Annotated in this window: 11 protein-coding genes; 2 read left to right on the top strand and 9 right to left on the bottom strand. The window is 72.5% G+C overall.

What is annotated here, in order from left to right:
• Nucleotides 1-339: hypothetical protein (locus ACFWEJ_RS09640; RefSeq protein ID WP_377228984.1), on the bottom strand; the 339-nt coding region annotated here is incomplete at its 3' end.
• A 95-nt stretch (nucleotides 340-434) separates the two neighbouring features.
• Here ACFWEJ_RS09640 and ACFWEJ_RS09645 point away from each other — a divergent pair.
• Nucleotides 435-989: a DUF1990 family protein gene (locus tag ACFWEJ_RS09645; protein ID WP_377228985.1), complete on the top strand. Its 555-nt coding sequence runs from the start codon at nucleotides 435-437 to the stop codon at nucleotides 987-989.
• On the opposite strand, the gene ACFWEJ_RS09650 is transcribed toward ACFWEJ_RS09645, so the two are convergent.
• Nucleotides 958-1,713 carry an alpha/beta fold hydrolase gene (locus ACFWEJ_RS09650; RefSeq protein ID WP_377228986.1) on the bottom strand — a complete coding sequence of 252 codons (756 nt, stop codon included), beginning with the start codon at nucleotides 1,711-1,713 and terminating at the stop codon, nucleotides 958-960. The genes ACFWEJ_RS09645 and ACFWEJ_RS09650 overlap by 32 nt on opposite strands.
• An 82-nt stretch (nucleotides 1,714-1,795) precedes the next feature.
• Between ACFWEJ_RS09650 and ACFWEJ_RS09655 the strand changes: the two genes are divergently transcribed.
• On the top strand, nucleotides 1,796-2,032 hold the full coding sequence (locus ACFWEJ_RS09655) for a hypothetical protein (protein ID WP_377228987.1): 237 nt from the start codon (nucleotides 1,796-1,798) through the stop codon (nucleotides 2,030-2,032).
• A gap of 11 nt (nucleotides 2,033-2,043) precedes the next feature.
• Here the strand turns inward: ACFWEJ_RS09655 and ACFWEJ_RS09660 are convergent, their stop codons facing one another.
• The 7 genes from ACFWEJ_RS09660 to ACFWEJ_RS09690 all read right to left on the bottom strand — a co-directional run bounded on the left by ACFWEJ_RS09660 (nucleotide 2,044) and on the right by ACFWEJ_RS09690 (nucleotide 12,417).
• Entirely contained in the window at nucleotides 2,044-2,877 is an 834-nt protein-coding gene (locus ACFWEJ_RS09660; protein WP_377228988.1) for a hypothetical protein, read from the bottom strand.
• A gap of 36 nt (nucleotides 2,878-2,913) precedes the next feature.
• Nucleotides 2,914-4,356, bottom strand: coding sequence for an MFS transporter (locus tag ACFWEJ_RS09665; protein ID WP_377228989.1), 1,443 nt, complete (start codon nucleotides 4,354-4,356; stop codon nucleotides 2,914-2,916).
• Nucleotides 4,357-4,359: 3 nt separating this feature from the next.
• Nucleotides 4,360-5,145, bottom strand: a complete 786-nt coding sequence (locus ACFWEJ_RS09670; protein WP_377228990.1) for an oxidoreductase — start codon at nucleotides 5,143-5,145, stop codon at nucleotides 4,360-4,362.
• The gene (locus ACFWEJ_RS09675) at nucleotides 5,142-5,933 is read right to left on the bottom strand and encodes an alpha/beta hydrolase (RefSeq protein ID WP_377228991.1); all 792 of its coding nucleotides are present in this window, start codon (nucleotides 5,931-5,933) and stop codon (nucleotides 5,142-5,144) included. The genes ACFWEJ_RS09670 and ACFWEJ_RS09675 overlap by 4 nt, the downstream gene beginning before the upstream one ends.
• Nucleotides 5,934-6,013: 80 nt before the next feature.
• A complete protein-coding gene (locus ACFWEJ_RS09680) occupies nucleotides 6,014-8,794 on the bottom strand; it encodes an ATP-binding protein (RefSeq protein ID WP_377228992.1) in 2,781 nt (926 codons plus the stop codon).
• Between the two features lie 113 nt (nucleotides 8,795-8,907).
• Nucleotides 8,908-11,079: an alpha/beta hydrolase-fold protein gene (locus ACFWEJ_RS09685; RefSeq protein ID WP_377228993.1), complete on the bottom strand. Its 2,172-nt coding sequence runs from the start codon at nucleotides 11,077-11,079 to the stop codon at nucleotides 8,908-8,910.
• 72 nt (nucleotides 11,080-11,151) lie between these two features.
• Nucleotides 11,152-12,417, bottom strand: a complete 1,266-nt coding sequence (locus ACFWEJ_RS09690; RefSeq protein WP_377228994.1) for a sulfatase-like hydrolase/transferase — start codon at nucleotides 12,415-12,417, stop codon at nucleotides 11,152-11,154.
• Nucleotides 12,418-12,495: the final 78 nt, after the last annotated feature.

Below are 12,495 nucleotides of genomic sequence, written 5' to 3' on the forward strand. Positions count from 1 at the left end.
GGCCGCCTCCGCCCCCGCGTGGTCGGCCGTCGCCAGCGCGGCCGAGGCGAGCGCCGTCGCGTTGTCGGGCTGCTGCGGGAAGGGCTCGTGGGCGGCGCCGGGCGCGGCCTCGGGTGCCAGCAACGGTGCGGCCGTGACCTGCGCCGTCGTGGCCGATGCCGCCCCGGCCTGCGGTACCCGGCCCGGGATCTCGGCGCGGGAGAGCTGGTTCTGCACCTCGGCCTTGAGGTCGGACAGGAAGGGCTTCAGGCCCCGTCGCTCCTTCGCGGAGGCGTGGCGGGGCACACCGCCGGCCGGGACCGGGGCGTCGAGGGCGCTGGGGTCGTGGTCGCTCGCCATGGGTGAGGAACATACACGGGGGTCGATCTGTGACATATGACCGATCGGTGGGTGGCCGGGTGAGATCCGGCCGCGCCCGCGGGTACGGTGCCGGGGTGCAGCTCACCCGGCCCGACCTCGCCCGAGTCCTCGACCGTTCCGTGCGCGCCGACCCCGTGGCCGACGTCGGCTGGCTGGCCGCCCCGCCGCCGCGCGCCCGCGTGCTGCGCGAGCGGGTGGCGCTCGACCCGGACGCGTCCCTGGCGGACACCGCCGACGCGCTGTTCGGCTGGGCCGTGCACCGCGGCGCCGGGCTGACGATCGCCCCGACCGGCCCGGCCGCCCTCGGCGTGACCGTGGTGCAGGCCGTGCACGTGGGGCCGCTGTGGTTCACGGCCCCGTGCCGGGTGGTCGACGTCGTCCGCGAACCCGACGAGGCCGGGTTCACCTACGCGACGCTGCCGCACCACCCGGAGACGGGCGTGGAGTCCTTCCGCGTGCTGCGCGACGGCGCGGGTCTCGCCTTCGAGATCCACGCCGTGGCCCGGCACGACTTCTGGGGCAGCCGGATCGTGCCGCCGGCGGCCCACCGCGTGCAGGACCGCGTGACGCGGGGCTACCTGCGCGCGGCCCGGGAGCTCAGTCGAGGGGCTCGTCCAGGAACTCGCTGATCAGCGTCGTCGTCTCGGCGGGGCGCTCCAGGTTCGGCAGGTGGCCGGCCCAGCCGAGCTGGGTATGCCGGGCGCCGGGGATGTGCCCGGCGAGGTGGTTCGCGATGGCACGGAAGTGGTCGAGGTCCTGACCGCCGGAGACGACGAGCGTGCGGGCGGTGATCGCCGTCAGGTCGATCGCGGGCCCGGCTTCCTCGTTGATGTCGTCGCCGGCGGCGAGCTGCACGTCGAAGGCATGGCGCTGCATGGTCCGCACCAGCTCGCGGGCGTCGTCGTCCGCGTCGGGGCCGAGCCAGGTGGCGACGTTGAGCTCGGTGGCGCCGTCCAGGTCGCCCGCCTCCAGCAGTGCGTCCTCGCGGCGTGCGAAGCGCTGCACCGAACGCGTGGGCGGCAGCGCGTAGGCAGAGTTGATCAGCATCAGGTGCGACACGAGGTCCGGCCACGCGGAGGCGACCTGGAGGGCGACCTGGCCACCCGCTGACGCCGCGACGATCGCCACGGGCCGCTCGCCCAGCGAGTCGAGCAGCGCCTTGACGTCGCCCGCGTTGTCGAAGCGTGCGCTGGTCAGTGGGGTGTCGCCGTAGCCGCGCAGGTCGCAGCGGATCACGCGGTGGTGCCGGGCCAGGGGAGCCCGCTGCGGGTCCCACATCCGGGAGTCGGCGACGCCGGCGTGCAGGAGCAGGACGGCGGGGCCGGAACCCGTGGTGTCGTGGCTGAGGATCATCCGCCGACCGTAACGGCGGCGGCGCGGCACGGGCCAACGCATTCGGTGGACTCCCGTCCAGGCGGCGGATATACTCGAACACATGTACGAACCTACGGAAGGTCAGGCACTCGACGGACCCGTCGACGCGGCGTTCGCGGCCCTGCTGGACGGGTTGTTCACCGGCCCCCGGGTCACCTACGCCCCGGTCCGCGAGGCCCCGACGTACTACGGCGGCCACCACCACCAAGGTGGGCGACACGAGGGCGGACGGCGGCACCGGCGCTTCGTGCTGCGCGCCGGCACCGACCTGGACGACCTGCGCCTCGACCCGCGCTAGGCCGGCGTCGGCTAGACCACGACCCCGACCACGGCGGCGACGACCGCCAGCGCGATGCCGACCCACGCGAACGTGGTCGCGGTGGCGGCCTTCTTCGTGGCGGCCTCCGCGATCTCGCGCGCGGCGTCGGCAGCCGTGCGCGCCGCGTCGAGGTCGCCCCGCAGCGTGCCGGCGGTCGTGGTGAGCGCGTCGAGCTCGCCCCGCAGCCGCTCCGTCTCCGCGCGGACCTCGGCCGCTGCCTGCTCGGCCGACGCCGCCTGCTCGTCGAGCCGGCCGTCGAACCGGGTGGCCAGCTCGGCGACGGTCTTCTCCCGCGCCGCGGCGAGGCCCTGTTCGAGGCCCGTCTCCAGGGCCTCCTTCAGCGACTTCTCCTGGGTGTCGCCCCGCTTCGCGACGAGCTCCCGCAGGTCGGCGCCCTGCTCCTTGAGCGCGACGGTCAGCTCGGCGCGGACCTCCTCCGGGGTCAGGGGCTTGTCCGGCTTGGCCAGGTAGGCGTCGGCCCAGGTGCGCCGCGACCGGCTCTTGCCGGACCCGGAGCCCTCGACGACGGCCTCCTTCTCCTCCTCGGTCAGACGGTCGAGCGCCTCGGCGGCGGCCTTGACCGCGGGTGGCGTCTCCACGGGAGCCTTGGCGCCCTTGGGGGTCTTTCCCTCGGCTGGCATCGGAGTCCTGGCCCCCTGGGGTGTCGCGGCGGCTGCCACGGCTGCGGCGTAGTCGGCGTCCTCGGTGTCGGCCGACGCCGACTCCGGGATCTTGATGGGCTTGTTCAGCAGAGCCCGTAGGCGGTCCATCCGCTCAGTCTTCTCGCCGCCCTCGGTCCGAGGCGCGTCGCTGTCACTGCTCATGGGGCAAAACGTACTGCTCTGCCCGATCTAGGTCGACTACATCGGCGGGAGTGGCGTCCTTGTCCGAACGGTGAGTGCCGCCAGGACCGCCGCCGCGAAGAACAGCAGGGCGCAGATCCTGATGGCGGCATGGAACGCCGTCAGGAAGACGGCGGGGTCGGTGTACGCCGCGCCGGTGAGTCCCGCGGCTGCCGGGATGGCGGCCACGGCCAGCAGCTGTGCCGCCCGGGCGACGGCGTTGTTGACGCCGGAGGCGATCCCGGCATGCTCCACGGGCGCGGCAGCCAGTGCGGCGGAGGTGAGCGGGGCGACCATGACGGCCAGGCCGCACCCGAAGGCGAGGGTCATCGGAAGGACGTCGGTGAGGTAGTTGCTGTCGGCCTGGAGCCTGAGCCCGAGAAGCATGGCCAGGCCGAGCACGAGCGGTCCTGCCGTCACCTGGACCCGGGGGCCGATCCGGCTGGCCAGGGCGCCGCTGCGCGCGGAGAAGATCAGGACGACCACCGTGATCGGCAGGAGCGCCGAGCCCGCGACGAGCGGGCTGAACCCCGACACCACCTGGAGCTGGAGCACGAGCAGGAACAGGCTCGCGCCGATCGCACCGTAGACAAGGAACGTCACCGCGTTGATGGCCCGGAACTGGGACACCCCGAACAGGGCCGGCGGCAGCATCGGGTTGCGCACCCGGCGCTCGATCAGCACGAAGGCGACGAGCCCCGCGAGTCCCAGACAGGCCGCGAGGACGACGCCGAACGAGCCCGCACCGGACGCAGGGACGGAGATCAAGGCGTACGAGATGCCGCCGAGCCCGACCACACCGGCGAGCGCGCCGGCGACGTCCAGGCGACCGCCGGCCGCGGGATCCCGGGTCTCGGGAACGCGCTTGAGGCAGAGCCAGACCACCAGCGCCGCCAGGGGCAGGTTGATGAGAAAGATGTAGCGCCACGAGCCGGCCTCGATCAACCAGCCGCCCAGGAACGGGCCGAGCGCGGAGGCCACGCCGCTGAAGCCCGCCCAGGTGCCCACGGCGCGCGCCCGGTCAGCCTCGGCGTAGGTCGCCTGGATGATCGCCAGGCTCGCCGGGGTGAGCAGGGCGGCGCCGAAGCCCTGGACGGCACGGGCGCCGATGAGCAGTCCTTCCGTCGGAGCGACGGCGCACAGCAGGGACGCCACGGCGAACCAGACGACGCCCACGAGGAAGACCCGCCGGCGTCCGAACCGGTCGCCCGCCGAGCCGCCCAGCAGGATGAACGACGCCAGGGTCAGCGTGTACGCCGTGAGCGTCCACTGCAGGCCGGAGAACTCCATCCCGAGGTCGCGGCCGATGGCGGGGAGCGCGACGTTGACCACGGTCGCGTCGACCGACGCCAGGCTGGACCCCAGGATGGTCGCGGTCAGCAGCCACCGGCCCTGGGTGCTGGCGAGGCGGACCGACGGGGGAACCGCGTGCGGCGGGCAGACGACGTTGAGATCGACCATGGCTCAGACCGTGGTGACCATGCCGCCGTCGATCAGCACGTCGGTCCCGGTGATGTTGCCGGCCGTGCCGGACGCGAGCATCAGCACGACCTGCGCGACCTCGTCGGGCCGGGTGAACCGCCCGGTCGCGGTGCCACCGACGGCGGCATCGCGGACGGCGCCGGGGTCGACGCCCTGGGCCTGACCGAGGGTCTCGGCCACCCCTCCGGGCCCGAGCCACAGCGCTGTCTCGACCGGGCCGGGGCTGACGGTGTTGACGCGGACGCCGGAGGGGCCGACCTCCTTGGACAGCGACTTGCTGAAGCTGCGCAGCGCCGCCTTCGCGGCGCTGTAGTCGATGACCCCGGGGTCCGGCAGGGTCGCGTTGACCGAGCAGATCGTCACGATCGCCGACGGCGCCGCCGTGAGCAGGTGCGGCAGCGCCGCGCGGGTCGCGCGGACGGCGGAGAGCAGGTTCACCTGCAGCGCCCACTCCCAGTCCGCGTCGGAGACGTCCAGGAAGCCGTTGGTGCGCGGGCGCACCCCGCCGACGTTGTTGACGAGCAGGTCGACGCCGCCGAAGCTGTCCACGGCCTGGTCCACGAGCGCCTGACAGCCCGCCGCGGTGGTCAGATCGCCGAGCACCGTGACGACACCCTGGTCGGCCAGGGCGCTCAGCTCGGCGGTCTCGCTGCGAGCCCCTGCGGCCACCTGCACGCCCTCGTCCACCAGGGCACGGACCACGGCGAGACCGATGCCCTTGCTCGCACCGGTCACGACCGCACGGCGTCCGGCCAGGTCGAGCTTCACAGCTCCTGCCTCTTCAGCCAGACCAGGCAGGTCTCCGCGATCTCCGCCCAGCCCGAGTCGATCGTCAGCGAGTGTCCCCGGTCCGGGAAGGTGGTCAGGTCGGTGACCGCCTCCGAGTGCCGGTACTGCTTGAGCGTCGCGCGCGTCACCGCCTCGGGAACGGTGTGGTCCTTTCCGCTGGCGATCAGCAGGAGCGGCCCGCGGGACTGGTTGTCGGTGTCGACCTTCGCCGGCGAGTGCGGGTCGAAGTTGGCCGAGGCCGCCTCGAACAGGGGCTTGCCGGGTGCCGGGATCGTCCATCGCTCGAACAGCTCGTCCGACTCCTCCTCGGAGACGGCGTTCCCGAAGGCGAAGCGGAACTGCTCGGCGGTCAGCGAGACGGCCCGGTGCTTGTTCGCGGGGTTCTTGAACACCGGCAGCGTCGCGCGCAGCGCCGAGAGAGGGAGGGGCAGCACGCCCTTGATCTGAGCGGCGTCGATCGCGATCGCAGCCCTGGCGCGGTCCTGGCCCAGCAGCTTCTGGGCGATCATCCCGCCGAACGAGTGCCCGATCAGGATCGGCAGCTCGGGGAGCTCGTCGATGATCGCGGCGAAGTGCGCCACGACGTCGTCGATGCCGTGGTCGCCGATCGTCTCCGGGCTCTGCCGCGAGGCCTGCACGGTCTCCGCGTCACCGGGCCAACCCGGCGCCTGCGGCACATAACCCTCGGCGCTGAACCGCGTCTCCCACGGTTCCCATGAGCTGCTGTGCAGCCACAGCCCGTGGATGAAGAGCACTGGTGTTCCCACGGTTGCCTCCTTGCTCGGTCCCCTGTGCTGGTCGCACCGGGGTGTACTCAGAGGCTAGGACGGCCGGGACCCCGCCGACTTCAGTCGGATGACTGTGCCTGGTCCAGCAGGCCGGCGGTGCCACGGCCCAGCACGCTCGCGAGCTGCTGGCGGCTCGTGACGCCGAGCTTGGGAAAGATGCGGTAGAGGTGCGAGGCCACGGTCCGGTGCGAGAGGAAGAGCCGTTGGCCGATCTCCCGGTTGGACAGTCCTTGCGCGGCGAGGTCGGCGATCTGACCCTCCTGCGGGGACAGCTGCGGCCGGACGCCGTCCGCCGGTTCCCAGCCGCGCTCGCCGGTCGCCCGCAGCTCCTGGTCGGCCTGGTTCGCCCAGGGCCGGGCGCCCAGGGCGTCGAACGCCGTGCGTGCCGCCCGCAGCGGGTCGCGGGACTCGGCCACCCGTCGCTGGCGGCGCAGCCACGAGCCGTAGGCGAGCTGGGCCCGGGCATGGTGCCACGGGAAGCGCCCGGCGCCGGCGAGCGCGCGGTGGAAGAGCTGCTCGGCGGTGGCGTCGTCCGCGAGCACGGCATGTGAGTACGCGAGCGCGAGCTCCGTGCCGACGGCGGTGGACCCGTTCGCCAGCTCCTCGACGGAGACGGTCAACACTCTCGCCTCGTCCCGACGGCCGATCCGGACGGCGGCCTCGGCCAGGTAGCTGATCGTCCAGAACTGCTGCACGCGCTGAAAGGCCGGATCGTCTGGGTCGAACACGCGGAGCAGCTCGCCGTACGCCTGCTCGGGCCGGTCCGCCGCCAGCTCGCCGATCCCGCGCACGAGCTGCGCCCCCGCCAGCAGCGACGAGCTCGCGTTCGGCAGCTGGAGCGCGGTCTGCTCGGCCTCGGCGAGCAGGCGATGGCGCCCGTCCCAGCTCCCGCTGACCGCGTCGACGAAGGCCAGCGCGAGCCGCGCCGTCCCGGCCCACACCCGTTGGCCGGTCTCGTCGGAGAGGCGCATGCCCTCGTCGGCCGACCGGGCCCGGTCGAAGACGCCCAGGTTGATCTCCGCCCAGGCGCGGATCGAGAGCGCCTCGGCGAGGAGGGACAGGCGCCCCTGGGCCCGAAAGCCGTGGATCGCCGTCGAGAGCGACGAGTCCGCGCGCACGAAGTCGCCCGCGCAGAACGCGGCGATGCCCAGGAGCGCCGCGACGTCGGCGGGTCCGTCGCCGTCGACCGGGGAGAAGGCCAGCTGCTCCATCACCGACCCGCTGAGCTCGAGGGACTCCGCAAGGCCGAGCACGGCCAGCACCCTCGGGTCCGCGGCAGGGAGCGGGACCGCCAGCGCGGCACGGACGATCTCCTGCCGGACCGCCGGGCCGGGGTCGCGCCACCAGACCCTGCGGGCCGCTCCGAACAGCAGCTGCATCGTCAGCTCGACGTCCGCCTCGGCCGTGGCGTGCCGGGCCAGGTCCACCAGGTGGCGGACGTCGGCAGGATCGCTGGTGGCGCCGTCGTGGAACGCGCCCGTCAGCATGGTGAGCCGTGACCGGTCCCGGGGCCGCAGCGTCATCCGGGTGACCTGGTCCTTGAGCCGTTCGACCTCCGCGAACCTGCCGAGCTCGAAGCCCACCTCGGCAGCGCTGAGCAGGCGGGCGGCCCGGTCGAGCGGATCCGGGCTGAGCACCGCCGCCCGCTCGAGCCAGGTGAGCGCGGTGGGAAAGGCACCGCGCCGTCGGGCCTCGGCGGCCGCGAGCTCGAGCTGCGCCGCGACGGGCTCGTCGCGTCCGGACAGTGCGCCGGCCCGGTGCCAGGCGGCGCGTTCGAGGTTGGCCGACAGGACGGCGGCCAGAGCGCCATGGCCCTGCTCGCGCCGTTCGTGCGACATCGAGTGCCGGACTGCCGAGGCGATCAGGGGGTGCGTGAAGGCGTAGGTCGGACCCGCCACGGTCAGCAGGCCAAGCGCCACCGCGGGCCGCACGTCGTCGGGGCCGACGGCCGCGCCACACAGCAGGGCAGCGGCTGCGACGACCTCGTCGAGATCGTCACCCTCGTCGAGTGCCGCGACGTCGACGATCGCGCGGGCGACCGGCCCCAGCTCGTCGGCCCGCGCGGCGAACGCCCGCTCCAGGCGCAGGGTCATCGGGAGCGCGTCGTCCAGCTCGGTCCAACCAGGGGTCCCGGCACTCAGCGCGCCGGCGAACTCGACGAGCGCGAGCGGGTTGCCGTCCGCCTGCGTGATCACCCGGTCGTGCAGCGCCGGGCCGAGGCCCGGCGCCCGCGACCGCAGCAGTGCGTCCGCGGCGTCCATCGGCAGTCCCTGCAGCTCGATCCAGGTCATGACCTCCTCGTCACCGAGAAGCTGCGGGTCGGGTCGCCGCGAGGTGCACAACAGGACCACCCGCTCGGCGTCGATGCGGCGGGCGACGAACGCCAGCGCGTCGACGGACGCCCGGTCCATCCAGTGCAGGTCGTCGAGGCACACCACGACCGGCGCCTCGTGGGCCAGCTCGGCCAGCAGGTTCAGGACGGCGAGCGAGGTGAAGAACCGGTTGGCCTCCACGTCGTCGACCATGCCGAAGCAGGCGAGCAACGACTGACGCTGCTGAGCCGGCAGCCCGTCGGCCCGTCCGAGGACCGGCTGCAACAGCTGGTGCAGGCCGGCGTACGGCAGGTGTGACTCCGCCTCGCTGCCGCTTGCGTACATGACGGTTGAGCCCGCGTTCGCGGCGTGCTCCATGACCTGTCTCAGCACGGCACTCTTGCCGACGCCCGGCTCACCGCTGAGCCCGATCGCGAACCCACCGGTCGCCACCTGGTCCAGTCCGTCGAGCAGCCGGCGGAGCACATCCTCACGGCCGAACAGCGGCCCGGTTTCGACCGCAGTCACCCCGTCATCATGAGCCACGGGACAGGGCCGGTCCAAACTCCGGCCCGACGTTCACCCGGTGGGCCGACGGGGTGGACCCGTCGGCCGTACCGGGTGCGTCGTGCCCCGCGCCGCTAGGCGGGATCCTCCGTGAACAGCCGGGGGAGGAAGTCGATGAGCGACTTCTGCCAGACGTCCCAGCTGTGCGGACCCGGGACGATCGGCGCGAACTCGTGGTTCACCCCGCGGTCCTCCATGGCGGCGACCAGCTGCAACGTCGCACCGTAGGTGAAGTCCTGCACGTCGCCCGAGTAGACCCGCAGCAGCTTCGTGCCCTCGTTGATGGCCTCGACGTCCGCGCCGGCCGGCGGCGCACCGAACGCCGACATGGCGCCGATGTAGCCGAACTCGCCCGGGTGCGCCCAGAGGGTGCTGAGCGTGTGGCCCGAGCCCATGGAGAGGCCCGCCAGGGCGCGCTGGTCACCCCGGGAGCTGATGTTGAACTGGTCCTCGGCCGCCGGCACGATGCGCGTCGTGATCTCCGTGGGGAAGTCCACGCCGTTTCCGTTGGCCATGACCACCACCATCGGCACGATGTCGCCCCGCAGGTAGCTGTTGTCCAGGATCCGCTGGACGTACCCCACCTCGACCCAGTCGGTCCACGTCTGCCCGCCACCGTGCTGCAGGTAGAAGACCGGGTACTCCTCGGCGCGGTCCGCGTCGTAGCCCGGGGGCGTCCACACGTACGCCGAGCGCTGCTCGCCGCCGCCCGCGGTGCTGGTGTAACCCATGACGCTGACCTCGCCGCGTGCCTCGGCGGGCACCTGCGCGGTGTACTGACCGCGGACCGTGTCGCCGTCGGCCGTGAAGGTGCTCCACGTCCGTTCCGAGAACACCTTCGTGGGGTTGTTCGGGTCCTTGTGGTCGACGCCGTCGACCACGAACTTGTAGTAGTAGGACCCGCCCTCGACGGCCAGCGAGAGCCGCCACGAACCGTCGTCCTGCTGGACCATGTGGGTGCGCGGCCAGCTTCCGGCCGGGCCGAAGTTGCCCCAGACGGTGATGTTGTTCGCGTCGGCGAACTCGGTGCCGAGCTCGAAGGTGACGACGCCGTTCTCGTCGACCCACGGTGTCGGGGTCGTGCCCGGCGCCGGCAGCTCGTGCTGCACGAACGGCAGGTGCCCCTCGCTCGGGCCCTCGTCGTCGACCTCTCGGAAGATGCGCCCGGCGAAGTCGTGCAGGTTCTTCTGCCACGTGTCCCAGGTGCCGCCGGTCGCGGGGTCCGACCCGTCGGGCTGGAACTCGACGCCTGCCTTCGTCAGCCGGTCGGCCAGCGCCACCGTCGTGTTGTACGCCGGGTCGGTGACGTTGCCCGCATACAGGCGGACGACGTCGGTCGAGTCGTTGATCTGCTTGGCCTTGCCGCGCGAGATCGGCTTGTCGTAACCGCCCGAGAACGAGCCGACGTCGGCAAAATCTCGCGGCTTGGCGACCACGGCGTCCAGGGCCAGCTCGCCGCCGCGGCCGATGCCGGCGACCGCGCGGCCCGACCCCTTGTCGGAGACGTTGAACGCACGCTCGACGGCGGGCAGCAGCTCCTTCGTCACGCCGCCGGGTCCTGGTGCCCCGGCGTCTCCCATGACGACCACCATCGGCTCGGCGTCGCCGTCGAGCGTGAGGTTGTCCATGATCTGGCCGAGCCGGCCCAGCTCCACCCACTCGCGGTAGCTCTGCCCCTCGTCCTGCAGCAGGTACAGCACCGGGTACCGCTCCGCGCGGTCCGCGTCGTAGCCCGGGGGTGTCCACACGAGCGCCTCCTTCTCGCGGTTCGGCCCCTTGCCGTACTCGATCGTCTCGAGCTCGCCACCGCCGGCCACGTCGTCGAGCCACTCCGCACCCGGTCCGGGGACGAACAGGGTGCTGTAGGTGGGCTTCGACGTCACCTCCTGGGGCGCGGCGGGGTTGCGGAAGGCGACCGCGTCCTGGTCCGCGGCCGGGCGCGCGGCGTACTGGTAGTAGTACAGGCCGGGTTCGAGGGGGCCGAGCGTGGCGGTCAGGTTCGACCCGCTGGCCCCCATGTTGAGGTCGGTCCACGCCCTGCCCGGGCCGAAGTTCCCCTGCACCGCGGCGGGGCCGTCCCCGATGCCGGTCTGCTCGGTCACCGCCGCGCGGGGCACCGTGAAGCGGTAGACGTCGGAGATCGGGTTGTTCGGCACCTCGCTCACCCACGGGTCGGCGCTCACCGCTTCCGCGGCAGCGGGCGGGGCGACGAGCACCACCCCCGTCACCACCGCGCTCGCGGCCACGGCCGCGAGCGTTCGTCGTCCCCGCCGGATCGTTCGGGCGGGGCCTGTCTGAGATACGGACGTTCGAGCCATCTACGTGCTCCTTTGCACGAGCGGGATCCGGTCGAGCGCGACTTTAACGTTAAATACGAGGTCCGACAAGACTTGGCCGGCACCGCCGCGCGGGGTGTCACCCGCTTCGGGTGAGCACCCAGGGGCGGTGCCCTCAGATGCTCGCCTCGACGGCAGGAGCCGCGCACGTGCGCCCACCAGGAGGCAGCAGGATGAACGACCAGCCCACCGGCCCGTCCGAGGCCTTCCCGCTGCATCTCGACCGGTACCACCTGTCGACCGGTACCACCTGCCCGAGCCGGAGTGGGACTTCCCGAACGTCCGGATCGGCGCGTACAAGAACCCGGCGAACACCTCGGCCATCCTGCTGAACAGGCGCTTCTCGTCGTCGCTCAGCTCGGCCCAGGGCCGCACGTGGTCGGCCGGGTTGGCAGCGTCCTCCGGCAGCGGGTCCAGCGGCGTGAGGTCCGTGCCCTCGGGCACGATGCCGCGCTCGATCATCCGGGCCAGCACCCACTCGCGGTAGGCCTCGTAGCCGTCGTCGAACATCCCCTTGTACTTGTCGATGTACTCCTGGGGTGCGTGGTGGGGCGCGTGGTTGGCGCCCGGGCAGTACCACATGAACCACGGCTTGGACGGGTTGGCCGAGTTCTGGTCCCGCAGCATCCGGATCGCCTGGTCCGCCAGGTCCTTGGAGAGGTGGTAGCCCTCCTCGGGGGTGTAGGGCGGCTCGATGAACCGGTTGTCCTCCACCAGGTCGGGGTACCACTGGTTGGTCTCGCCGCCGAGGAACCCGTAGAAGCGGTCGAAGCCCTTCTGCAGGGGCCACTCCGAGCGGCTGCCGCCGCTCGCGATGTCCTCCTCGGGGACGTTGTGGTCCTTGCCCAGCCAGAACGTGGACCAGCCGTTGTCCTGGAGCACCTGGCCGATGGTCGCGCACTCGGCGGGCAGGCGCCCCGCCGCCCCGGGGAAGCCGTTGGTGGCCTCCATGATCGCCGCGCAGCGGTTCACGTGGTGGTTGCGGCCGGTCAGGAACACGGACCGGGTGGGGGAGCACAGGGCCGTGGTGTGCCACTGCGAGTAGGTCAGGCCGCCCGCCGCCAGCCGGTCGAGGGTCGGCATGGAGATGCGGCCCCCGTAGGTGGACCACGCTGCCATCCCGGTGTCGTCGTAGAGGATCACCAGGACGTTCGGTGATCCCTCCGGCGCCTTCTTCAGCTCGAAGGGGCCCCAGTCCGGGACGGAGTCCCGCACGTCCAGCTCGATACGGCCGTTGAACTCCACCATGTTCTCCACCTCGCGTGTTGCTGACGACTGTGTGGGTGATGACGACCGTCATCGTCCGCGGCCCGTCCGCCCGGGCGG

Source organism: Promicromonospora sp. NPDC060204, assembly GCF_042728455.1.
Lineage (GTDB): Bacteria > Actinomycetota > Actinomycetes > Actinomycetales > Cellulomonadaceae > Promicromonospora.